Origin of the sequence: Ureibacillus sp. GCM10028918, from assembly GCF_042666115.1 — a bacterium.
GTDB lineage: Bacteria > Bacillota > Bacilli > Bacillales_A > Planococcaceae > Ureibacillus.
Genome location: NZ_JBHTFK010000017.1, coordinates 283,509 through 307,484, shown reverse-complemented (window position 1 = coordinate 307,484; position 23,976 = coordinate 283,509). Strand labels below are relative to the sequence as shown.

Below are 23,976 nucleotides of genomic sequence, written 5' to 3'. Positions count from 1 at the left end.
ATCGGACGCATTCTTGTACAAGAGATTGTGTTTTTTTAGTTGCATTCAGTTAAAATGAACGCTTCGAACAAAGTAATTACTGTAATATAGTAAATCTCGGAATATACTATTATCATTAGGTTAATAGTGTTAATCTATGTTAAGTACCGCGATTTTTAGAATGAACAGTATAAAACTAATATGGGAGACTCCTAAAAATGAAAAAGAAAATGAACTATTTAATCTTGCTTTTAACGACAATCATTATGGTTGGTTGTACCAATATAGAAGATGCATCCAAAACAGATGTAGAAACAGATCCACAAGAAGCAACCACAGTTGAAACAAGTAAAAATAGTGAAAAAAAAGAAACTATTACAGCGGTTGTTGATGAACCACAAGTAGAGGAAACACCAACCCAACCAAAGAATGAACTGTTCTCAGGGTACAAACATATTGAAGTTGATGGTGGTGATTTGTCTGGATATCGTGAAGCTAACGTCGTCGTTGACATTGGGTATGGGCACCGTGAATATTGGGCCTTTACGAATGAGTACGGGCAACTAGTACGTGTCATTGCTGACGAGATCATTCTACAAGATGACCGTAACGAACCTGTATTATCGTCTGGCAGGTATTATTCTGATGAGGCAAAGGTTCCTGGCATTGAAAGTGACGTTTTAGATGAAGGACATATTATTGCTGATTCTCTCGGAGGGGTATCGAATGCTTATAACATTACCCCACAAGATAGTACGCTCAACCGACACGGTGATCAAGCTTATTTGGAAGATGCCATCCGTAAGGCTGGTGGAGCTACTAATTTTGAAGCAATTATCACATATCCGAATACGCAAACGCAGATTCCTTCAAGTTACCAGTATACCTACACTTTAAAGGGTAACGAGATCGTTGATACATTTGACAATGTGAATCCTGATGAAGTAAACTCATCACTTGGTTTAACGAGCAGTGAGCCTTCTAGTTTAACTAGTTCTAACACAAACGGTGATATTGCTAGTATTGATACAAACGTTAATGGACTGGTGACGATTAAAGAAGCAAAAGCGGCAGGTTTTAGTATGCCAATAATGAGTGATCATTGGTTATATCCATATATGCAAGATAATGATATGGATGGTATGGTAGGTGAGTAAGCCTTCCTCGTTGGAAGCTTAATAACAATTTGCGAATGGGTGATTGTGCAGTTAATGGTCATATCATCTATAAAATTTGTACGGTAAAAATATAGTTATTTTTCATTAACGGAAGGATTTAGATCAATAACGCTCTTCAATTATCAGGCGGTATTCTTGAAAAAGAATACCGCTTGTTTCTTTTAAGGTATTATAATTTTGTGGTATCAAAATGGAGAAACCATAACTTTAGGCATACTTAGATGGGACCACGATGGGACTTCTGTAGAGATTATCCAAAGAACAAATGTAGAAATCACAAGATCAATGAAATAACAATATTCTACAATCTGGTACTTTCCTTGAACAAGGAAATGTTTCTTCATATAACCTGTATTCAAGGGGAGTTTATTGAGTGGATTTTTGATGAAGAAAGGAATACAGAATATTGGGCTTTAGCAAATGGTCAAAGAATTCACCTAATTATGACGTAAATGCATTTGTTGAATGGTTAAACAAGGTAGGATTTAAAAGAAGGGTCGCCAAAGCTAAATTAATCACTAATCCTAAATTAAAAGTAAGAAAGATAGTTTATTATTAGTTTGTTCCTGCTTAGTTAATTTGCAGAAAAGGGCGCGATACTTCAATAAAGAAGATCCTTTTTTCAGTTTTGGCTGTTTATTGAAGTACGGATTCTTTTATTATAAATACTTTCTAATTTTTTAAGCACATGGACGGTACCTTAAGCATTTTAGCGCTGTAAGAAAAAAGTTAGAACTAAGTCCGCTTATGTTCTAACTCTTTTTATTCACTTAGAAGTATTTCAGATTGAATATTTAGACCTAAATGCTATGCAGATATTCTTTTTGGAATAACAGTCTTAAGTCTGATAATGGTAATAATTCCTAAAAAAAAGGCTATGGAAATAAAGTGGTATTTATTAAAATAAAACTTATAACCGGTAAATGGAGGTTCTGCATGGAATTATGGGATTTGTATGATATAAATCGTAATAAAATAAACCGTACTTGGGTTCGTGGAGATAAGCTTCAACCTGGTAATTTTCATTTAGTTATTCATATATGCATTTTTAATTCAAATGGAGACATGCTCATTCAACAAAGGCAGCCCTTCAAAGAGGGGTGGCCAAATATGTGGGATCTTACTGTAGGAGGGAGCGCGATTGCTGGGGATACAAGCCAAACTGCAGCACAAAGAGAATTGTATGAAGAGCTAGGATTGAATATAGACCTTCAGCAAATACGTCCTCATTTAACCATTAACTTTGAGAACGGCTTTGACGATATTTATTTAATTGAAAAAAATGTCCAGTTACATACGCTCACTTTACAGTACGAGGAAGTACAAAATGTGAAATGGGCAAGCAAGAAAGAAATTTTGACTATGATCAAAGACGGAAAGTTTATTCCTTATTATGAAAGCCTTATTCAGTTAATATTCGATAGCCGAAAGCAGAGAGGCACTATTCGAGGAAAATAGGCTAGTTTTAACTGAAAGTATTATATAGTTTTTAGGCTTAAAGTGATTTTTAGTTGAATTACAATCGCCAACAATCGGGTTCAAATCTATAATAGGGATTTGAACTCGTTTTCATTTAGCTTCATTTTGAGGTAAACGCAATATGATGAGTTATAAAACACGGTTTTAATAAATTGAATATTTATAATATTTCTTTAATTTGATTGAATATCTGATATATCATATTTCATATATTACGATTAATGACAGCGCTTTCTTATAATATTTTTAGCAATTTATTTTTAGGAGATCTAACGTATTCAATCAATAATAATGAAGAAATAACGATTTTTCCAATGCGCATTTTAATTTGAAAATGTAAGGGGGGATAAATTATTAAGAAATTACCGTGTATCGAGTATTCTTATATTCGGAAAAGAGGTATTCAGTTAGATTAAGTAAGTGTTAAATGGTGAATGCTCTAATATTTTCTCATTTTTTAATAATGAAGTTGAAGAATACTATACTTGAAAGTTTGGAGGTTAATTGATGGAGATACAAATGGAAAACACTCAATCTAATAAAAATTTTATACAAAAGCTATGGGGTAATCTAAAAGCATATGGACCGGGAATAATTATGATACTTACCATGATGGGTGCAGGCGACCTTATTACAGCATCTGTATCTGGTGCAAACTATGGTTATAATCTAATGTGGCTTCTTGTATTGTCTCTTTTAATACGGTTTGTAATTTGTAATATTATGGGGCGTTTCCAGATATACAATAACGAAGGCATGACTATTTTAGAAGGCTATGCACGCCTGCATAAGATTTTCCCTTTCTTTTTTGGAATTGCATCTTTATTTATAGGACATTTAATTGTAGCTCAAATGATAAAAGGATCAGGAATCGCTCTTAATTGGATGTTCGGATTTGGAAGCGACTTCATATGGTCAGTAATCGTTGTTTTAGTAAGCTTATTGATTATGGGAAGAAATGTTTATAAAAAATTAGAGTGGGTAATGAAAGGCCTATTAGCCATACTGACTATCTCTTTTATTGGATTGGCAGTATATAGCAAACCTGATGTCATAGGTATTGTAAAGGGGACGGTTGGTTTTGGTTTGCCAGACGACACAGGTGCCTATAATGTAATACTTGTAGGAATTTCATTAGTAGGTGCGGTAGCTGGTTCTCTTACTAATCTGATTTATCCTTATTTTTTACAGGATAAAGGATGGATTAAGCCAATTCACAAACCAATTCAACGAAATGATTTACTGTTTGGATTTATTGCGGCCATCATCCTTACATTGGCTATTTGGATTATTGGAGCAGAAATCTTACGTCCCAATAATATTCAAGTTGAGACCATAGATGATATTTCTCGTGCTCTTTCCATATACATGGGCGACTTAGGATCTTGGATTTTTTATCTTGGTGTTTTTGCAATCCTTTATAGTAGTGTAATTGGAACAGCAATTGGCTATGCGAAAGTGATTACAGATTGTTATTATAAGGTGACCAATAAGATATTGAAAAAAGAACAAAAAATAGAGGGAGATTCAAAGTTTAAGTGGATCAGTTTGTTTCTCCTTATTTCCCCAGTGATTTGGTCTGTACCTGGATCTACTGGATTCGTAGCTCTGACCCTGTTTACGAATGCTTTAAATATTATAGCTTTACCAGCGATTGCAATTGGTCTACTCATTATTTCCAATCAGAAGAAATACTTAGGTAAACATACAAACAATTGGTTCGAAAATAGCATGCTAGTAGGGGCGACATTACTATCAATTTGGGGATCTTGTCAATTACTCTTAAGCTTCTTCTCTTGAGTGGTAATCTCATTTAACCAACTGTTGTAGTAATAGATTAACCAATACTCATAAGGAGAACAACGAGAATGAATGAAGAAATTGTAACTAGGATAAGTATGCAATCACGGTCTGTACGTGAGTTGATTTATGAAGAGATTAAAGAAGCAATATTGAATAATAAGTATGAACCTGGGGCTCATTTAAGGGAGCGGGAACTTGCAAAAGAATTTAATGTAAGTACGACACCGGTCAAAGAAGCTTTACGGCAACTCGAAAAAGATGGTTTAGTAATAACACAAGCTAGAAAGGGTTCATTTGTTTCCACTAGCTTCATGAACTCAGTGGAAGAGATTAGATGGGCAAGAGCAGCACTGGAGGGAGTTGCTGCACGCTTGGCTGCCAAAAAAAGAACTGATGAAGAAATAACAAATCTTGAATCTATCTTAATAAAAATGAAATTCTATACAAATAAAAAAAATAGCAAAATGTTAGAAAAATATAATAGTGAATTCCATGATTTTATTATACAAATTGCAAAGAATACTTATATCTCCAACCAAATAGAAGCTGTATGCTCCTTTGATAAATTTATTAGGAAAAATGCATTGTCTGATTTGAAGGAACATGACAGGGCTTTTAAAGAGCATCATTTTATTTTCGAGAAGATAAAAGAGCAAGAGGCTGTAGAAGCAGAAGATGCTATGCGAAACCATATTAATCGTTCTACAAATTTTTCCTTAAGCAAAAACAAAAGTAAATAACTTCATTTTGGTGGAGGAAAAATCCAATTATAAATAACTTTGATAATTTTAGGTTAAGAAAATAGCTTTTCAATGAATGATTTATAATCTATATAATTTTGTAGATAAGCATAATTTAAATTATCTGAATATATCTAAAATTTGGACGTATGATATTATTTGTGCAACAGCTTATAAAAAAACTGATATATCAAATATCATATATTTTCTATTAAATAAAAATACATTGTTAAATACATGAGAATATCGAAGGAAGGATGGATTTTTGTTTGATAATAAATTAAAGACCACAATCAATGGTAATTCACAAAAAACGGCTTATGGAGTATTTATTGGTTTTCCAAGTACACAATTAGTTGAAATGGCTGGATATAATGGATTTGATGTAATTGTCATTGATAATGAGCATGGTATGCTTTCAGCCGAAAATATTGAACATATGGTTATTGCATCGGAAAATGTTGGAGTTACTCCATTGGTGCGCGTTAGCTCAAATAGTTCAAGTGAGATTTTAAAAGTGATGGATAGAGGGGCACATGGTGTCCACGTTCCCCAGGTTGAAGAGAAAGAACAGGTCAAAAAAATCGTTGAGGCGGTCAAATATCCGCCAATAGGAAAAAGGGGAGCTGCATTTTCAATGAGGGCAGCTCAATATGGCATAGTGCCGATACACGAATATTTGGAACATGCCAATCAACATAGTTTAATTTGTATTCATATTGAATCTAGTAAAGCAATGGAAAACCTTGAGGAAATTTTAAGTGTCGAAGGAATAGACATGGTTTATATTGGTCCTACTGACTTATCAGTCTCTTTAGGATTTGGCGGACGTATAAATCATCCTGAAGTTTTAAAGAGTATTGATAAAATCTACGAGACTGCAATAAAGTATGGAGTAAAAGTCGGGATTCATACGAAAGATAAAGCTGGTGCAAAAGCCAGAAAAGAATGGGGAGCAGATTATGTATGCTTAACTGTAACTTCCCTAATTAACCAAACCTTTAAGGAATATATAATGGAAGTGAAAAGTGAATTTGGAATAAAATTATAAATTGATTATAAAGGGAGAGAAAATCAATGGGTTATTCTAATTTAACTAAGAAATTTTCTACTATTTCAGCAATTAATATTGTCCCATTTAAAAATGAAACAAAGGAAATAGATTGGAAGGGACTGGAAGATAATATACAATTCCTGTTGAAAAATAAGTTAGAAGTGATTGTGCCAAATGGAAATACAGGCGAATTCTATTCTTTAACCTTTGAGGAAGCGAATAGCATTACAAAAGAAGTAGTTCGTCTAGTGGATGGGAGAGCCACTGTTGTAGCAGGTGTTGGCTATGCAGTGGATACCGCAATTGAAATGGGGAAAGTAGCACAAAAAGCTGGTGCTGATTGTGTTATGATTCATCAACCAATTCATCCTTATGTTACAGAAAAAGGGGCAATTGAATATTTCAGAAATATTATTGAAGCGCTAGATATTCCATCAATTATATATTTTAAAGATCCTAATTTAAGTGATAATGTACTAAAGGAATTGGCACCTATGGAGAAACTAGTAGGTGTTAAATATGCAATTAATGATTTGCCGAGGTTTGCAAAACTTGTTAGGCAAGTACCTAAAAAACACAATATAGCTTGGATTTGCGGTACTGCAGAAAAATGGGCACCATTTTTCTTTAATGCTGGATCAGTAGGATTTACTTCTGGACTAGTTAATCTTTATCCTGAAAAATCAGTTGAATTGTTAACAGCATTACGTGAAGATAATAAGGAGATAGTTTGGAAAGCTTGGTCTGAAATATTGCCATTTGAGAATCTTAGAGCAAAAAATAATAATGGCAATAATGTTGTGGTGATTAAAGAAGCTATGGAATTACTAGGTTTAACAGCCGGTATTACTAGGGAACCAGTTGCTCCCTTAGGAGAGAATGACAAAAAAGAGCTATCCGATATTCTCAAGTCATGGAAATTAACTTCAGAAAGTTTAGGAGTTTAATTAGGTTCAATCTGTAAATGATGATCTTCGTTTTACCCGGGAAAAAGTATTACGCACACCAAATTTTATAAGAATGTGGAAACCCTTTCTCAATAGAGAAAGGGTCTTTTACAGTAAATTACTTTACTACCCCGGGCTTTAATTAAAAGTAAAAAGAAGGAATCACTTATTTGTTAATTCACGAAACCAGCTAATGTAATTATAAAAGATAAATAATAATAGAGGGATTTCAAAAAGACCATCTGCGAAGAAAGAAAGAACTAACGAAAATCTCCGTGCGATGTAAATTAGATGGAATTAAATTAAGTTTAGTCCCACATATTACTCGTGCAGTTAATATAATATACATTACCTAAACAATGAACCTGAAACTTCTTTTTGTTATTTAAAGTCATAACTAATATTAGAATCTATATGGATTATGGAGAGACAAAATGGGGATTTCTGATATTATCATGCTCATGCTTGTTTATGGTGGGCTTTATATATATACATGGCAAATGGTTTCTTCAAAAAACTAAATAATTGTGTACATAAAATCAATAGTCCTAATTATTTTATATGTTTTCGTTTCTACTAATATTTGGTTCACTTTCAAAGGGAAAGAATATCATACTAACAACCATAACGGACTTGAGGCAGTTAGTTATACTAGTGAAGCAATTCTTAGGATAGCTTTTTTTAGTATTTATAATGTAATTTTATAATTGTTAAATATGTTTTTAAAAAGAAATAAATCTTGGGTTATAAAATCTAAAAAATACCTACCTACCTATAAATCATGTGTGAATATTCAAAAGCTACACCTACATTTTGAAGTTGATTAGTAGTAGGAGGTATAAAATATAAAAGAAAAAAGTTTGAAGTTCTATGGATAAGTATAACCAGATTATCTTCGAAATGAAAAAAGGCAGCCAAATAGCTGCCTTAGTCTTTTACTATCTATTGTAATCATTCATTCCATTATTGCGTGGATTTAACGGATCGTTTGCCGGATTCGTGGTTGGGTTTGTACTTGTTGGACTTATCGGATTATCGACTGGTTTAGAAGCAGGACCTTGCTTCATCTCAGTCATTGCTTCTTTTATTACTTTTTTTGTATCGGCATCTTTATTAATCGTAGTTCCTTCAATTTTATGATCAAGCTTTTGAAGATATTTGGCTGCAAAATCTTTTCCACCAAGCCCAAATGATAAGCCAAATGCCAGTGCAAGTGCACCAAGCGTTAGAATAAACGCCGCATTGACAATGGAAGCGGCAAGGCCGAGTTGGTCAAGTGCCATAAAGATCGAGATGACGATTATCGCCGCTTGCGCAACATTGGCCAGGAATTTATAATGTGGTCCTTGAAGAACGATGCTGAGCAGTTTCTTAACAAGACTTCCTAGCCATAAGCCTACTCCAAGGATGACAAGAGCTGCAATCACATGAGGCAGGTAGGCAATTACACCTGTTGCCAAAGTGACCATGAATTGGAGTCCAACAATATTAAGGGCCTGCACAACAAACAATAGAACAATAATTACTTCTGCGATATAGCCAATCACTTGGGAAAAGCTTAAACCATTGCCTGTAGCAGCAGAATTGTTTAAACCCATAGCGGAGAAATAAGAATTTAATCCAATGCGCGTAAGTAGCGTGGAGATGAATTTACGTACCCATTTTCCAAGCCAAACGCCAATCAGCACCAAGAAAATAGCAACAGCGATATTCGGCAGCATGGTCAGTACATCATTAAGCATGGCAATAGCCGGTTGGGAAATGCCTTCAATATCCAATCGTTCGAGTGCTGCGATGACCGTAGGAATGAGGATCAGAACAAATACGACTGTCCCAATGACGGATGCCAGGCTTGTTCCTGCCAATAGTCGTGATAAGCCAAGTTTTGCCGTTAATTTTTCGCTTCCGATGGCTTGCAGTAAATTTGTTACAATATCACGGACGATTTTCGCGATAAACCATCCAACTATTAATATAAGTGCTGCTGCAAGAAGTTTAGGCAAAAATGCCAGGATACTTTCCAGCATGCCGGTGAACGGACCGACGATGCCATTGAGGTTTAGAGCACCCAATACAGCTGGCAGGAAAAGCAGCAATGTCAGATAGAAAACAATTTTGGCCACTTGATCCATGATGTTGGCAGGTTGTCCTTTATCGTCTGCTAATTTCCATTTGCGCAGCTTTTCATGAACTTTCAGCGTACTGCCGCTTTTTCTGATTAACATGCTTAGACCCGTAGCAATAAGCCATGCAACTAATAGAATCAGCGCTGCTTTTAAAATGCTTGGCACCGCAGCCATAATGGTTGAGAACATGCCAACTAATGGGGAAGCTATCGTATCTAGATCCAGGATGTTAAAGAACAAGATAAAGACGAGTACAAGCAGAAGATAATAAATAATCTTGCTGATTATTTTTTCAGAAGAATATTTTCTATTTGCATTATTTTGGAAAACCTTGTCATCCAGGCTCGTTTTGCGGAGTCCTTTTAAAACTGCCTTTTCAATTGCTTTTGCGATAAACCATCCAATTAACAATACTAAAAGTGCTAATAAAAAATCAGGCAGTTTGACCCAAAGATAGTCAAACCCACTCCAGTAGCGATTATTGTCCAATATCTTCACTCCTTATTAAGAATTATTGATGGGACTACTTTTCTTTACCCAATCCTTTTAGGAGTAAACAGTAACGGAGCAACCGTTCTCTTTGCTCAAAATCCGTCATTTAATAAACAAACTTTATTATCCTCTTTACATTTTAGCCAAGACATTTTATGAGGGCTCTCGGATGAATTGTTTATCTCATTAGATTGTTTGAAGTGGAGTACTGAATTATAGGGTGCTTTTGCATTTAAAGATTTGGGCTTTTTTAATAATTCACTTTAATTTCCAATTTAGAGAAAAAATATAGACATATTTAACTAGATTATCAAAAAATGTCCGGGGAATAGAATAAGTGTTCCAGCATTGCTTACTAAAGGAGGAATTATCATGGCGGAAGATATCAACAAAGTAGAGAATCAATTAAAGGACCTATCTCAAGAGGAAAAGGATCAAATCTTGGAAAGTTTTACTCAGTTTAAGAACTATTTAAGCGAACAAGTTTCTAAAGGCGAAAAATTGGGCTTAAGTGAAGAAACGCTTGCAAAAGCAGCTGAAAAAGTTGCGGACCATCTTGCGAAATCAGAAGAACCTCGTAACAGTGAAGAAAAAGTATTGCAGGAACTATGGAAAGCAGCAGAAGGTGAAGAAAAACATGCAATTGCCCATGCGCTTTTACGAATGGTGCAAAATCAGTAAATAAAAATTGTAATTAGGTAAAAAATGAAATCATCCCCTCTCTAAATAATAAATATTTTAGAGAGGGGATGATTTTTATTTGGGTTAAGATTATACCAGTAAATTTGAAATCTTTAATTGATAATAGCTTTACATCAAAGCTTTTTTGATTTGGCATAAATATAGTTATTACGGATGGGAGGTAAAAAGCACTGGGAAAGAAATGAGAGTAGTTACACTTTAAGCTTTTACTATGGTGTATTTTGCTGAATTTTCGAAAAATACATTGACACCTGTTTTTGAAGCGTTTACAATTAAACTAGTTATTAGACATTAGTGCTTTACGTTACTTAGAATAATGAAAAGGGTTGTTAATATGGCATTAAGTAATGATCGCCGTATTGGGAAACACGCTATCCTGCTTTTGCTTTCCGATGATTCAACTGAACATCTTGAAATGCTCAAGAAGTTGAAATGGAAGAGTTGTACAGGAAAAGTTGGATCAATGGATGCACATAAGGTAGTTGCTGCGATTGAAACAGCGGCTAAGAAAAATGAGGTTATCGATCCGGATCTTTATCGGGAATCACACGCATTATACCATGCGATTATTGAAGCGTTGAATGGGATAACGAGAGGTCAGGTGCAAATAGGATCCGTCCTGAGAACAGTCGGATTATCATTTGCTGTTTTACGTGGAAATCCCTATGACAATGAGCAAGAGGGAGATTGGATTGCCGTTTCCTTATACGGAACAATCGGTGCACCGGTCAAAGGATCTGAGCACGAAACAATTGGTTTAGGCATTAATCACATATAATTTGCCCATAGTATTTAGTTAATAGGGGGCTATATCAAGAAATCATTTTTTATGATTTCTTTGATATAGCCCCCTTTTCTATTTTAACAAAGGAATGTGAAGGGAGATAAAAGATGGTTATATTAAATGGTCAAACACTTACTTTTTCAGATGTACAAAAAGTATTATTTGAAGGAGAAAAAGTTGTTTATTCAGAGGATAGTATGAAAAAAGTTCAGGAAAGCCGAAAAGCGGTTGAAAAAATCGTTTCCGAAGAGAGAGTTGTTTACGGAATTACAACAGGTTTTGGAAAGTTTAGTGATGTGCTTATAAGCAAAGATGATGTTGAAGCGCTACAGCTAAATTTAATTCGTTCTCATGCTTGTGGAATAGGTGATCCTTTTCCAGAAGTTGTATCACGCGCCATGATTCTCCTTCGAGCAAATGCATTATTAAAGGGCTTTTCCGGTGTGCGTCCTGTTGTCATTGAAAGATTGCTGGAGTTGATAAATGCTGGGATCCATCCCGTCATACCTCAACAAGGATCATTAGGTGCCAGCGGTGATTTAGCGCCACTTTCACATTTGGCATTAGTATTGATTGGTGAAGGAGAAGTTTTTTATAAAGGAGAAAGAACAACCGCAATACAGGCATTAAAGAGCGAAGCCATTTTTCCGATTACATTAACAGCTAAAGAAGGGTTGGCACTTATTAATGGTACTCAGGCGATGACAGCAATGGGTGTTGTTGCTTACTTGGAAGCAGAAAAATTAGCTTACCAAACGGAACTCATTGCATCACTTACAATGGAGGGGTTACGTGGGATAATAGATGCATTTGACGAAGACATTCATTTTGCTCGCGGCTATATAGAGCAAGTACAAGTTGCAGAGCGAATTCGTAGTTACTTGGCAGATAGTTCTTTAATAACAAAGCAAGGAGAACTTCGTGTACAGGATGCATACTCAATTCGTTGTATTCCTCAAGTACATGGTGCCTCGTGGCAAACACTAAATTACGTGAAAGATAAATTGGAAATTGAAATGAATGCAGCAACGGATAATCCCTTAATTTTTGATAATGGAGAAAAAGTCTTGTCTGGCGGTAATTTCCACGGTCAACCGATTGCATTTGCCATGGATTTTTTAGCAATTGCCATAGCAGAATTAGCCAATATATCAGAACGTCGAATTGAACGACTTGTAAATCCACAATTAAATGATTTACCACCGTTTTTAAGTCCGGAACCAGGCTTACAATCAGGTGCGATGATAATGCAGTATGTTGCAGCATCACTTGTATCTGAAAACAAAACCTTGGCACACCCGGCAAGTGTTGATTCCATCCCTTCATCAGCGAACCAGGAAGATCATGTTAGCATGGGGACAATTGGAGCACGACACGCATACCAAGTAATTACAAATACACGTCGGGTGTTAGCGATTGAAGCCATTTGCGGTCTACAGGCTGCAGAGATTCGTGGGAAAGTTAAAATGGCTTCCGCTACACGTGGATTTTTAGAGAATGCTAGGAAAATTGTTTCATATATTAATGCAGATAGAGTGTTTTCTAAGGATATTGAAGCAATGAATGACTGGTTAAAGCATGGAACCTTTCAATTCAATAAAAGTGAAGCATTAATATAGTGATAGATTATCTGGTCAGATAGGGTAGAACGTGTTTCTAAGCATTTTTATTTAATACCATAACTTGGAGGCGAAATAATATGAAAGAGACAACAAACAACAAAGTTGCGCGCTTGACTGGTACAAAACTAAATACGAAAGGCTGGCAACAAGAGGCAGTGCTTCGTATGTTGATGAATAATTTAGATCCAGAAGTGGCGGAAAGGCCAGAAGATTTGGTTGTATATGGCGGTATTGGAAAAGCCGCGCGTAACTGGGCATCTTTTGAGAAAATCGTTCAATCCCTTAAAGAACTAGAAAATGATGAAACATTACTTGTGCAATCTGGTAAACCAGTGGCAATTTTTAAAACGCATAAAGATGCACCACGTGTCCTTCTTGCTAATTCCAACATTGTACCAGCTTATGCAAATTGGGAAACATTCCATGAACTCGATAAAAAAGGGTTGATGATGTATGGACAAATGACGGCAGGTAGCTGGATCTATATTGGCTCTCAAGGTATTGTCCAAGGAACGTATGAAACATTCGCGGAGTTAGCGAAGCAGCATTTCAACAATACGCTTAGAGGTACCATCACTGTTACTGCAGGGTTAGGTGGAATGGGTGGTGCACAGCCGCTTGCTGTAACAATGAATGGTGGCGTATGTATCACAATTGAAGTTGATGAAACAAGAATTGACCGCAGAATTGCAACTGGCTACACAGATGTAAAAGCATATAACTTAGATGAAGCGATTAGGTTAGCCGAAAAAGCGAAGAAAGAAGGGAAAGCCTTATCGATTGGTTTATTAGGTAATGCATCAGATATTCTTCCGGAAATGATTGTGAGAAACTTCATCCCTGATGTATTAACCGATCAAACATCCGCTCATGATCCGCTTAACGGTTATGTTCCTTCTGGGATTTCTCTTGAAGAAGCAGCGGCTTTACGAAGCTCGAACACAAAAAAATATGTAAAGCTTTCGAAAGCATCGATGGCAACCCATGTAAAAGCAATGCTTGAGATGAGGGATAAAGGAGCAATTACCTTTGACTATGGGAACAATATTCGTCAAGTTGCTAAAGATGAAGGTGTAGAGAATGCATTCAACTTCCCAGGATTTGTTCCAGCTTATATCCGTCCACAGTTTTGTGAAGGAAAAGGACCTTTCCGATGGGTGGCATTGTCAGGAGATCCAGAAGATATTTATAAAACAGACCAAGCAATTTTACGTGAATTTAGTGAAAACGAGCATTTATGCAACTGGATTCGTATGGCACAAGACAAAATACAATTTCAGGGACTTCCATCCCGAATTTGTTGGTTAGGATATGGCGAACGTGCGCGTTTTGGGAAAATCATAAATGACATGGTGGCAAGTGGCGAGCTAAAAGCACCGATTGTCATCGGTCGTGACCACCTAGATTCTGGCTCTGTTGCTTCACCAAATCGTGAAACAGAAGCGATGAAAGACGGGTCAGATGCTGTTGCAGATTGGCCGATTTTAAATGCAATGCTCAACGCAGTTGGCGGCGCTACTTGGGTTTCCGTACACCACGGGGGTGGAGTAGGAATGGGATACTCATTACATGCGGGAGTAGTTATTGTGGCAGACGGTACAAAAGAAGCAGAGGCACGAATTGAGCGAGTATTAACAACAGACCCAGGTATTGGTGTCGTGCGTCATGCAGATGCTGGGTATGAACTAGCAAAGAAAACTGCCCATGAAAAAGGAATCAAAATGCCGATGCTTGATAATGGAGATGGTCAGCTATGACAAAACCTATCTGGATTAAGCATGCAGCACAACTGGCCACACTTGCTTCTAATGTAAAAGGTCCACGCACCAAAGAAGCGATGTCTGACTTAGGGATAATCGAAGACGGCAGCTTGTGGATCGAAGATGGGATTATTCAAGCTGTAGGGACAACAAAAGAACTTGAAAAACACTATTCAGAAAAGCTGGATGAAATAGAAATTGTTAATGCCACGAACCATTTAGTCACTCCAGGATTAGTCGATCCCCATACACATGTTGTTTACGGGGGGAGCCGTGAACATGAATTTGAAATGCGCCTCCAAGGTGCAACCTATATGGATATTATGAATGCAGGAGGAGGGATTCATGCGACTACACGTATGACAAGAGATGCAACAGAAGATGAACTAATTGAACAAACGATACGTCGACTCGACTCCTTTCTAGCACATGGTGTAACAACTGTTGAAGGAAAAAGCGGTTACGGGATGAATCTTGAAACAGAGCTTAAGCAATTGCGAGTAATGAAAAAGCTGCAAGAACAGCATATGATTGATATCGTTCCGACTTTTATGGGTGCCCATGCCGTACCACCTGAATATAAAGGGCGTGAAGATGAATTTGTCGATTATTTGATTCATGACATGCTCCCGGTAGTAGCCGCGGAAAAACTGGCAGAATTTAATGATGTGTTTTGTGAAAAAGGTGTGTATACACCCCGGCAAACTGAGCGGATTTTAGAAGCAGGAAAACGTTTGGGATTAATTCCGAAAATCCATGCAGATGAAATTGAGTCTTATGGTGGAGCAGAATTAGCAGCAAAAATAGGTGCCATTTCTGCCGAGCATTTGTTAAAAGCGTCGGAAGCAGGCATAAAAGCGATGGCAAACTCTGGAACAATCGCTTGTCTACTCCCTGCCACAGCCCTGTATTTACGAGAAGAAGCAGCTGCAGGTAGAAAAATGATCGACTTGGGTGTAGCTGTGGCAATCTCGACTGATTGCAATCCAGGTTCTTCACCAACAACTTCAATGCCACTTGTGATGAATTTGGCTTGTATTTCTATGCGTCTTACTCCTGCTGAAAGCTTAACAGCAGCAACTTATAATGCGGCTTGTGCGATCAACCGGCAGGAACAAGTGGGATCACTTGAAGTCGGTAAACAAGCCGATATCGTATTATGGAACACGAAAAGTTATCAGGAACTGCAATATTTATTTGGTGTAAACCATGTAAAAGCTGTTTGGAAGAAAGGTGTAAAGGTGGTGTAATATGAGTGATCATTGGCTTCAAATTCCTGAATGGTCCTGGAATCATCCAGAGGAAACTCAACCAACTTATGTTCATCATTGGGTCCAACAACTTAAAAACATAAAATCTGCACCTGACATGATTCTTTACGGTGCACCTATTTCGAGATCTTCAATTAGTGTATCTGGAGCTTCCTTATACCCATTAGAGTTCCGCCGAACATGGAAAAGTTTTGCTACATACAATTTGGATGAAAATGTTGATTTAATCCACTATAAAGTAGCAGACGCCGGGGATGTGGCAATGCATACGACCGATATTCTTCTATCGCATCAACGTATTCAAGAGACAACGACTTATTTAGCAAAACACTATCCAAGCTCAACAACGTGCATGATTGGCGGTGACCATTCGACAACTGCATGTGCGGTACGTGGGGTTAAAGGAGCTTTTTTAAATGAAGTGATTGGAATTCTGCAGCTTGATACGCATCTTGATGTCAGAGATCCGAAAGAATTAGGACCGGCAAACGGAACACCGATTAGGCAATTGATTGATGGGAAGATTGTTGAAGGAGAGAATGTCATCAATATTGGATTACATGGCTACTTTAATGCAAAGCCGCTAATTGATTATGCAAATGAACACAATATTGGAATGGTGACATTAAAGCAAGCGCGCAAAGACGGACTGATCAAGACAATTCAAGTTGCGCTCGAGCAATTATCGGCAAAAGTTGATCGTATCTACGTGACAGTTGATATGGACGTACTAGATATATCAGTTGCTCCGGGTGTACCGGCGTCAACTCCAGGTGGGATGTCATCGATTGAACTGTTTGATAGTTTACTAGAAATCGGCAAGCATCCTCATGTTAAGCATATCGATTTTGTTTGTCTAGATCCCAGTAAAGATTCGGTCGTTGCCGAAACGGTTAAGACCGGAGTGTATGCGTGGCTACAATTTGTTACAGGACGTATTTTACAGGGCAAATGACATAGATTCCAAGTGCATTTCTCCGAAGATCATATTGGATACTATTTGCTGGCATTTGCAGCATATAGTATCTTTTTTTATTTATCAATAGAAGGTTATTACGAGGATTTAAGAAGGGAATTGCCTCAAACGGTAGCAAAGCCGAGGTTATTAGGACGATTCAAGAAGAGAACTGCCTCAAGCGGTAGCAAAGTAATATTTGGAAAGCTTCTGTTAAAGGCTTTTAATACAGAGTCTTCCGAGATTCTTGATAACAGCAGGTATTTCTTATAGTTATATAGAAATTAAGTTAAATAATCGAGTTATAGGGTGGTGTTAATGTGTTAATTAAACCTAAAAAATTGCAGCTGGGAGATTGTGTTGCAACGGTAAGTCCTTCTTGGGGAGGCGCAGGTGAACCAGAACTTAGATGGAGATATGAACAGGGTATAAAGAGACTAGAAGATATTTTCGGACTAAAAGTTGTCCCGATGCCGAATAGTTTGAAAGGTGGAGACTATCTATACAAAAATCCTCAAGCCCGTGCCGAGGACTTGATGACCGCATTTAAAGATAAGAGTATAAAGGGAATCATTGCAAATATTGGTGGAGATGATAGCATACGTCTACTGCCATATATTGATTTCGATGTTATTCGTGAAAATCCAAAAATTTTCATGGGCTATTCTGATACAACCATTTCCCATCTATTTTGTCATAAAGCCGGTATTTCTTCTTATTACGGTCCAGCAATTTTAACCGATTTTGCCGAAAATGTTGAAGTGGATCCATACACGATTCAAATGGTAAAGCGAACTCTCTTTTCCAATGAGATCATTGGTGAAATTCAACCAGCTAATGAATGGACGAGTGAGAGATTAGAATGGATAGAAGAAAATAAAAACCGTAGGCGGACAATGCAGAAAAATTCAGGTTATGAGGTCCTTCAGGGTTCGGGTGTTGTGCAAGGACATTTAATTGGGGGTTGTATTGAAGTACTAGAGATAGCAAAAGGAACAGAACTTTGGCCAGAGAAAATTTATTGGGAAAACAGCATACTTTTCTTTGAAACATCAGAAGACAAACCAGCACCGGACTTCATTAAGTATTGGCTAAGAAATTATGCTACGCAAGGCATTCTAAAAAAGACAAATGGAATCATCTTTGGTAAACCGCAAGATGAGAAATATTACGAAGAGTATAAAGTAGAAATACTAAGAGTAATGGCGGAATTTGATTTAGGGGATTTGCCAATTTTGTATAATTTGAACTTTGGTCATACTGAACCGAAATTTATATTGCCATACGGCGTAAAGGCAGAAATTAATTGTGAGAAGACAACTTTCACGATATTGGAAAATGGAGTGGAATAATTTTAAAAGAGTAGATTTGTGAAATTATCTTTTACTACTATACTCAAGCGCGTTTCTTTATGAAATGCGTTTATTTTAACAGTATGAAGATAGTTTTTCTAAAGGAGGCATTATTTTGCGCTCTTTATAAATGTCTGCATAATCTAATGAAAACTTTAAGAAAATATGTAAATTTATATTAAAATTTAGGGGGGAAGCAAATACCTTATAAGCTGTGGCACAATAATCAATGTGATTTCTTTTGAAACTATGATTGGAGGCAAGTCTGTGAGAAAAATAACATTATCAAATGGAAAAATAGTTGAAGTCGAGTGTCTGAGTTGTGCATTAACAAGTGGTTTGATTGAACCAGATGGTGGTGTTGTGCTGGAAACGGAGTATTTTCACGCTCATCAGGATGTTGCTTATCCAATCAAGGGCCTAATCATATTGGCTGCTAAGCGGCATTTCAAATGCTTTGATGAATTAACAGAAGCAGAAAAGATAGATTATCTTCAGGTCCTGACCAAAATAAGGAAGGCACAAAGAGATGTTTTAGGAATTGAATATGTTTATTACTTTTATAATGAAGATACAACTCATCATTTTCACACTTGGATGGTTCCAAGATATGAATGGATGTATAAATTTGGTCGCTCCGTTGAGTCTATTAGACCCGTTCTCCTTCACGCTCGCCATGAGATGAATAGCGAAGATAATATAAAAGCAATAATGGATGCAATTGACGCATTAAAAAAAGAATTAAATACATAAGATAGTCAGTTTAAAATAATAGCATATAAATCAATTAATAATAGAGAGAAAGAACATAGAACTCGGAAAGGGTGAAGAAATACTGATGGAAAAATACTCAAGCCTTGAAACAATGAATATTCCGCTCGAAAAACAAATTGATTGGTGGAAGGCAATTGTTCATTCTATAAATGATGGAGTCCTTGTCATTGATAACAAAGGGATTGTTCAACTAGTAAATCCAGAGTATCTAAAGATTACAGGGGCGACTCCTAGTATTATCGGTAAGCCATTAACGGAATCTCGTCCTGGTGCCCAATTAATTGAAACGTTGATCGATCGAAAAACTAGGGTAGGTGTTTACCGGAAAACGGGGAATCGAGAATACATCGTGGATATGGGTCCGATTATTTTAGATGATAAAGTGATAGGTGCTGTATCTGTTTGCAAGAGTTTGGATGAAGTCCATAAGCTTACCCAGGAATTAAAGCTTAAAGGGGAGAAATTGGAGCAGCTTCAGAAAAAAATGAGTTCTTTATATGGAGCTAACTATACTTTCAAACAAATCATTGGCAAAGATTGGGGTCTTAAGGATGCAGTTAATGTGGCTGAGAAGGTTGCTGACACCGACTTACCTATTCTAATTACAGGTGAAAGTGGGACAGGAAAAGAACTATTTGCTCAGGCAATACATAATGAGAGTAAACGAAAGAACAGACCGTTTGTTCCGGTTAACTGTGCAGCTATTCCTTCTGCACTTTTAGAAAGTGAGTTATTTGGCTACGGAGATGGTGCTTTTACCAATGCAAAAAAGGGTGGCAAAATTGGTCTGTTCGAAATGGCGAATAATGGAACAATATTTCTAGATGAAATTGGAGATATGTCATTTGATCTTCAAGCTAAGTTATTAAGAGTGTTGCAAGAAAAAAAGATTCGTAGAGTGGGAGAAACAAATGAAAGGGGCATCAACGTAAGAATAATCGCGGCAACCCACCGTGATTTGCAGCAACTTGTTAAAAAGAATCATTTTCGAGAGGATTTATATTATCGACTAAATGTGATTAGCCTCCTTATACCACCCTTACGTGAAAGAAAAGACGACATCCCTGAACTTGTTAACTCCTTTCTCCAGTCATCAGTCATAAATTTATCTTTAGACCAGGAACCAATTAACTATACAATCGACCCACAAACCTTAAGATTTCTGCAGTCTTATGATTGGCCGGGTAATGTACGTGAATTAAAAAACATAATTGATTATGCCACTTGTATGGTGGAAGAAACCGAAATCAACATTGAGCATTTACCAGAGACGCTTACAAAGAATCGCATAGATTTTAAGGATTTCGATGAAACCAGCAGCTCTTTTAGCTCCTTACAAGAAGCAATTCAAGAAGCTGAAAAGAGATTTATTGTAGAAACGTTAAAAAAGTTTGGAAATGATCTTGAAGAGAAGAAAAAAGCAGCTAGTGTGTTGGGTATTTCATTGGCTACTCTGTATAACAAAATAAAGCGATATAATTTAGATTTCTAAACATTTAGAAACACCCCCTATATTTCTATCAAATTAGAAATATAGGGGGTTATTGTTATCTGAGCTTTTAGATAGGTTTTTGGCACTTTATTATTCTAAATATTTAGAATGGCGGAATTTATAATTTGCTAAGTAAATTGAAAGCAATTCAATTTAAAGACCCCCTTAGAATCTTCCTATTACTGAATGTTTTTACTTAAAAAAACAGCGAATTTTCTCATTTATGTATGAATTCGAAAAGTTGGCATGATAATTGCTAGATTAAAATTGAATGGATGAAAATTTTAGTCAGTAGGAGGGTGTAGTTAAAAAGAGTTTTAAGTTAGCAAAGTAATGAGACAAAGATTAAAGAACCAGGGGGGATTGGATGATTGCATTATTAGGATTTTTAACAATTGCTACTTTTCTAATATTAATTATGACAAAGCGACTTTCTGTAATTGTTGCTCTCGTTCTTGTTCCATTGTTTTTTGGGCTTTTCAGTGGATTTGGAACTGAACTCGGTGCCATGATGTTAGAAGGGATACAAAAGGTAGCACCAACAGGGATAATGGTTGGTTTTGCGGTATTATATTTTGGACTAATGATGGATGCGGGATTATTTGATCCAATCATTTCACGGATAATTACAATCGTTAAAGGGGATCCGCTCAAGATTGTAATAGGAACGGCGATTGTCACAATGATAGTTGCATTGGACGGAGATGGTGCCTCTACATTTATGATTACGATTTCAGCATTCCTACCAATCTATAAACGGCTAGGTATGAATCCTCTCGTTTTGTCTGGTGTAGTTGCTTTAGGGGCAGGTGTCATGAACATTGCACCTTGGGGTGGCCCAACAGCTAGAGCAATGAGTGTACTAGAAACCGATTCGACTCAATTATTTAATCCCATTTTACCTGCTATGTTCATAGGGATAGTATGGGTATTGTTTTCAGCTTATTGGCTCGGCAAAAAAGAGCGTGAAAGACTTGGCATTGTAGATTTAATAGTAAATACTGAGGTTTTAATGGAGACTTCATCTACTGTTGTTGAAGGAAAAAGACCAAATCTTTTTTGGTTTAATCTGTTGTTGACAATTCTGCTTCTTGTAGCCTTGGTCATGGCTTGGCTGCCGATGCCAGTATTATTTATTGTTGCATTTGTAATTGCTTTGTTAGTTAACTATCCAAACTTTGCGGAGCAGCAAAAGGTGGTAGCTAATCATGGAAGTAACGTTGTATTGGTGTCTTCAATGATTTTTGCCGCAGGAATTTTTACAGGAATTTTAACAGGGACTAAGATGATCGACGAAATGGCCATTTCTCTGGTTTCAATAATTCCCGATCAAATTACAGGATTATTACCATTATTGGTAGCGGTTACAAGTATGCCGCTTAGCTTTGTATTTACACCGGACGCCTATTATTTTGGGGTTCTTCCAATTCTTACTGAAACTGCAGTCAATTTTGGAATAGACCCAATTGAAATTGGGCGTGCTGCAATTCTAGGTCAGATGACAACTGGCTTCCCATTAAGTCCACTGACTGCTTCAACATTTATCCTTGTTGGAATGACTGGGGTAAATTTAGGCGAACATCAAAAGTTTATTTTTAAGTGGGCATTTGGAACAACGATTGTAATGACACTTATGGCATTAATAACAGGAGCTATATCTATAACGATTTGAGGTGTTGAGAATGATTAGAATTGGTTCAGGAGCAGGTTTCTCGGGTGACCGATTAGAAGCGGCCGTGCTTTTAGCGGAAAAAGGGAATCTAGATTATCTTATACTGGAATGTCTTGCCGAACGCACAATCGCATTAGCTCAAAAACGAAAATTGAGCAATCCTAAATTGGGTTATGACCCCTTATTAGAAAAGCGAATGGAACTACTTTTACCAGTCATCAGTAAAAATAAGGTGCGAATTATTTCAAATATGGGAGCAGCAAATCCAGTGGCAGCAGCTGAAAAAGTGGTAGAGATGGCTGAGTCCCTCGGGATTTCCTTAAAAGTGGCTGCAGTAATAGGAGATGATGTCCTAGAACATATTAGAATGGACGAAAGAAGTTTGGAAGGAGATCTTCCATTATCATCATATGGTCAATTAATTTCAGCCAATGCCTACTTTGGGGCAGAAGCAATTTTACCTGCATTAGAATCAGGGGCTGATATCATTATTACCGGTCGTGTTGCAGACCCGTCCTTATTCGTTGCTCCGATGGTTCATCATTTTGGATGGTCATTAGATGATGTCGATCGTATAGCTCAAGGGACGGTAGTAGGACATTTGTTGGAATGTGGAGGACAAGTTTGTGGAGGGTATTTTGCTGATCCAGGGAAAAAGGATGTTCCAGACTTTGCCTATTTAGGTTTCCCTTTCGCAGATGTACATTCAGATGGTTCCGCCGTTATCAGTAAGATAGAGGGTACCGGAGGATTGATTTCTCTTGCAACAGTTAAGGAGCAGCTTTTGTATGAAGTATTAAATCCAAATGAATACATTACACCCGATGTTGTGGCTGATTTCACAACAGTAGGGCTTAAGGAAAATGCCCCAAATAGCATTGCAGTATTTGATTGTAAAGGAAAGTCTAAACCTAGTGCATTTAAAGTAAGTGTAGGCTACCTAGCAGGATTTATGGGAGAAGGGGAAATTTCGTACGCCGGAAGCAATGCGTTAGGGAGAGCAATGCTTGCAGGAGATGTTTTGCATGAGCGGCTAAAAGGCGAATTCAAGGATTTACGAATTGATTATATTGGTAGTACATCCGTCCATAGAACAAATTTTGGCGTTTCCGAAGAGCCTTATGAAATCCGACTCCGAGTAGCTGGAAAAGCAGATTCAGCTGAAAAGGCAGCAAAAATTGGGGAAGAGGTGGAAGCATTATATACCAACGGCCCAGCAGGTGGTGGGGGAGTCCGTAAATATACAAATGAGATAGTTGGGATTGTTTCTACATTAATACCACGCAGTAAAATCGGTTCCGCTATTATTTTACGGGAGAGTGTACAAGATGAAAAAAAAATTATATGAACTAGCCCATAGTCGTGCTGGAGATAAAGGAAATACACTTATCTTATCTCTCATTCCGTATGATGAACAGGATTACAATCTATTATGTGAAAAAATAACGGCTGAAAGTGTCAAAGAACACCTTAAAGAAATAGTAGAAGGTAAAATTATCCGTTATGAGGTTCCAAATATTTCTGCACTTCAGTTTACATGTCATCATGCATTGCTTGGCGGAGTCACTACTTCCATAAGCATGGACACTCATGGAAAGAGTTTAAGTTTTGCGTTGCTGGAGATGGAAATTAATCTTGATTAACTATAAAACTATTCCTCCTTATTTGGAAGTAACCCAAAATAAGGAGGAAACTAAGGATTAGGTTCGCAAGGAGTATGTAGATAGTGAGGTAGGGTGGTGTAAAGAATAAGGCTGGAACAGAAGTTTTGTTCAGTCCCAGCCCCACCCAATA

19 protein-coding genes are annotated in these 23,976 nt (G+C 37.0%); 18 read left to right on the top strand and 1 reads right to left on the bottom strand.

Features of this window, described 5'->3' with window-relative positions:
• The first annotated feature begins 197 nt into the window (after window positions 1-197).
• From ACFQU5_RS14350 to ACFQU5_RS14325, 6 genes are all read left to right on the top strand, one after another.
• The gene (locus ACFQU5_RS14350; RefSeq protein ID WP_390288951.1) at window positions 198-1,136 is read left to right on the top strand and encodes a DNA/RNA non-specific endonuclease; all 939 of its coding nucleotides are present in this window, start codon (window positions 198-200) and stop codon (window positions 1,134-1,136) included.
• Between the two features lie 957 nt (window positions 1,137-2,093).
• Window positions 2,094-2,615: an NUDIX hydrolase gene (locus ACFQU5_RS14345; protein ID WP_390288948.1), complete on the top strand. Its 522-nt coding sequence runs from the start codon at window positions 2,094-2,096 to the stop codon at window positions 2,613-2,615.
• Between the two features lie 528 nt (window positions 2,616-3,143).
• Window positions 3,144-4,436: an Nramp family divalent metal transporter gene (locus ACFQU5_RS14340; RefSeq protein ID WP_390288945.1), complete on the top strand. Its 1,293-nt coding sequence runs from the start codon at window positions 3,144-3,146 to the stop codon at window positions 4,434-4,436.
• Window positions 4,437-4,504: 68 nt separating this feature from the next.
• Window positions 4,505-5,179: a GntR family transcriptional regulator gene (locus tag ACFQU5_RS14335; RefSeq protein WP_390288943.1), complete on the top strand. Its 675-nt coding sequence runs from the start codon at window positions 4,505-4,507 to the stop codon at window positions 5,177-5,179.
• A gap of 265 nt (window positions 5,180-5,444) precedes the next feature.
• The gene (locus ACFQU5_RS14330; RefSeq protein ID WP_390288940.1) at window positions 5,445-6,230 is read left to right on the top strand and encodes an HpcH/HpaI aldolase family protein; all 786 of its coding nucleotides are present in this window, start codon (window positions 5,445-5,447) and stop codon (window positions 6,228-6,230) included.
• Window positions 6,231-6,256: 26 nt separating this feature from the next.
• The gene (locus ACFQU5_RS14325) at window positions 6,257-7,180 is read left to right on the top strand and encodes a dihydrodipicolinate synthase family protein (protein ID WP_390288937.1); all 924 of its coding nucleotides are present in this window, start codon (window positions 6,257-6,259) and stop codon (window positions 7,178-7,180) included.
• 938 nt (window positions 7,181-8,118) lie between these two features.
• Here the strand turns inward: ACFQU5_RS14325 and ACFQU5_RS14320 are convergent.
• Window positions 8,119-9,795, bottom strand: a complete 1,677-nt coding sequence (locus ACFQU5_RS14320; RefSeq protein WP_390288935.1) for a mechanosensitive ion channel — start codon at window positions 9,793-9,795, stop codon at window positions 8,119-8,121.
• A gap of 375 nt (window positions 9,796-10,170) precedes the next feature.
• On the opposite strand from ACFQU5_RS14320, the gene ACFQU5_RS14315 reads away from it, so the two are divergent.
• The 12 genes from ACFQU5_RS14315 (at window position 10,171) to ACFQU5_RS14260 (ending at window position 23,825) form a co-directional block, all read left to right on the top strand.
• On the top strand, window positions 10,171-10,479 hold the full coding sequence (locus ACFQU5_RS14315; RefSeq protein ID WP_390288932.1) for a DUF3243 domain-containing protein: 309 nt from the start codon (window positions 10,171-10,173) through the stop codon (window positions 10,477-10,479).
• A gap of 355 nt (window positions 10,480-10,834) precedes the next feature.
• Entirely contained in the window at window positions 10,835-11,278 is a 444-nt protein-coding gene (gene hutP, locus ACFQU5_RS14310) for a histidine utilization transcription antiterminator HutP (protein ID WP_390288930.1), read from the top strand.
• Window positions 11,279-11,391: 113 nt separating this feature from the next.
• Entirely contained in the window at window positions 11,392-12,903 is a 1,512-nt protein-coding gene (hutH, locus tag ACFQU5_RS14305) for a histidine ammonia-lyase (protein ID WP_390288927.1), read from the top strand.
• A gap of 80 nt (window positions 12,904-12,983) precedes the next feature.
• Entirely contained in the window at window positions 12,984-14,663 is a 1,680-nt protein-coding gene (gene hutU, locus ACFQU5_RS14300; RefSeq protein WP_390288924.1) for a urocanate hydratase, read from the top strand.
• A complete protein-coding gene (gene hutI, locus ACFQU5_RS14295) occupies window positions 14,660-15,916 on the top strand; it encodes an imidazolonepropionase (RefSeq protein ID WP_390288921.1) in 1,257 nt (418 codons plus the stop codon). The genes hutU and hutI overlap by 4 nt, the downstream gene beginning before the upstream one ends.
• 1 nt (window position 15,917) lies before the next feature.
• A complete protein-coding gene (locus tag ACFQU5_RS14290) occupies window positions 15,918-16,892 on the top strand; it encodes an agmatinase family protein (RefSeq protein WP_390288918.1) in 975 nt (324 codons plus the stop codon).
• A gap of 320 nt (window positions 16,893-17,212) precedes the next feature.
• The gene (locus ACFQU5_RS14285; protein ID WP_390288916.1) at window positions 17,213-18,244 is read left to right on the top strand and encodes a S66 family peptidase; all 1,032 of its coding nucleotides are present in this window, start codon (window positions 17,213-17,215) and stop codon (window positions 18,242-18,244) included.
• 267 nt (window positions 18,245-18,511) lie between these two features.
• On the top strand, window positions 18,512-18,997 hold the full coding sequence (locus ACFQU5_RS14280; protein ID WP_390288913.1) for an HIT family protein: 486 nt from the start codon (window positions 18,512-18,514) through the stop codon (window positions 18,995-18,997).
• Between the two features lie 85 nt (window positions 18,998-19,082).
• Complete coding sequence (locus tag ACFQU5_RS14275; protein ID WP_390288910.1) at window positions 19,083-20,510, top strand: sigma-54 interaction domain-containing protein; 1,428 nt, start codon at window positions 19,083-19,085, stop codon at window positions 20,508-20,510.
• A 367-nt stretch (window positions 20,511-20,877) separates the two neighbouring features.
• Window positions 20,878-22,182, top strand: a complete 1,305-nt coding sequence (locus ACFQU5_RS14270; protein ID WP_390288907.1) for a CitMHS family transporter — start codon at window positions 20,878-20,880, stop codon at window positions 22,180-22,182.
• 10 nt (window positions 22,183-22,192) lie between these two features.
• Window positions 22,193-23,530 (top strand): acyclic terpene utilization AtuA family protein, encoded by a 1,338-nt coding sequence (locus tag ACFQU5_RS14265; protein ID WP_390288905.1) that lies wholly within the window; start codon window positions 22,193-22,195, stop codon window positions 23,528-23,530.
• Complete coding sequence (locus ACFQU5_RS14260; protein ID WP_390288902.1) at window positions 23,511-23,825, top strand: AtuA-related protein; 315 nt, start codon at window positions 23,511-23,513, stop codon at window positions 23,823-23,825. Before ACFQU5_RS14265 ends, ACFQU5_RS14260 begins: the two co-directional genes overlap by 20 nt.
• Window positions 23,826-23,976: the final 151 nt, after the last annotated feature.

Excerpts from the sequence above, each read along its gene's own strand:
- ACFQU5_RS14350 (WP_390288951.1), top strand. The coding sequence starts at position 198 with ATGAAAAAGAAAATGAACTATTTAATCTTGCTTTTAACGACAATCATT.
- ACFQU5_RS14345 (WP_390288948.1), top strand. The coding sequence starts at position 2,094 with ATGGAATTATGGGATTTGTATGATATAAATCGTAATAAAATAAACCGT.
- ACFQU5_RS14340 (WP_390288945.1), top strand. The coding sequence starts at position 3,144 with ATGGAGATACAAATGGAAAACACTCAATCTAATAAAAATTTTATACAA.
- ACFQU5_RS14335 (WP_390288943.1), top strand. The coding sequence starts at position 4,505 with ATGAATGAAGAAATTGTAACTAGGATAAGTATGCAATCACGGTCTGTA.
- ACFQU5_RS14325 (WP_390288937.1), top strand. The coding sequence starts at position 6,257 with ATGGGTTATTCTAATTTAACTAAGAAATTTTCTACTATTTCAGCAATT.
- ACFQU5_RS14315 (WP_390288932.1), top strand. The coding sequence starts at position 10,171 with ATGGCGGAAGATATCAACAAAGTAGAGAATCAATTAAAGGACCTATCT.
- hutP (WP_390288930.1), top strand. The coding sequence starts at position 10,835 with ATGGCATTAAGTAATGATCGCCGTATTGGGAAACACGCTATCCTGCTT.
- hutH (WP_390288927.1), top strand. The coding sequence starts at position 11,392 with ATGGTTATATTAAATGGTCAAACACTTACTTTTTCAGATGTACAAAAA.
- hutU (WP_390288924.1), top strand. The coding sequence starts at position 12,984 with ATGAAAGAGACAACAAACAACAAAGTTGCGCGCTTGACTGGTACAAAA.
- hutI (WP_390288921.1), top strand. The coding sequence starts at position 14,660 with ATGACAAAACCTATCTGGATTAAGCATGCAGCACAACTGGCCACACTT.
- ACFQU5_RS14290 (WP_390288918.1), top strand. The coding sequence starts at position 15,918 with ATGAGTGATCATTGGCTTCAAATTCCTGAATGGTCCTGGAATCATCCA.
- ACFQU5_RS14275 (WP_390288910.1), top strand. The coding sequence starts at position 19,083 with ATGGAAAAATACTCAAGCCTTGAAACAATGAATATTCCGCTCGAAAAA.
- ACFQU5_RS14270 (WP_390288907.1), top strand. The coding sequence starts at position 20,878 with ATGATTGCATTATTAGGATTTTTAACAATTGCTACTTTTCTAATATTA.
- ACFQU5_RS14265 (WP_390288905.1), top strand. The coding sequence starts at position 22,193 with ATGATTAGAATTGGTTCAGGAGCAGGTTTCTCGGGTGACCGATTAGAA.
- ACFQU5_RS14260 (WP_390288902.1), top strand. The coding sequence starts at position 23,511 with ATGAAAAAAAAATTATATGAACTAGCCCATAGTCGTGCTGGAGATAAA.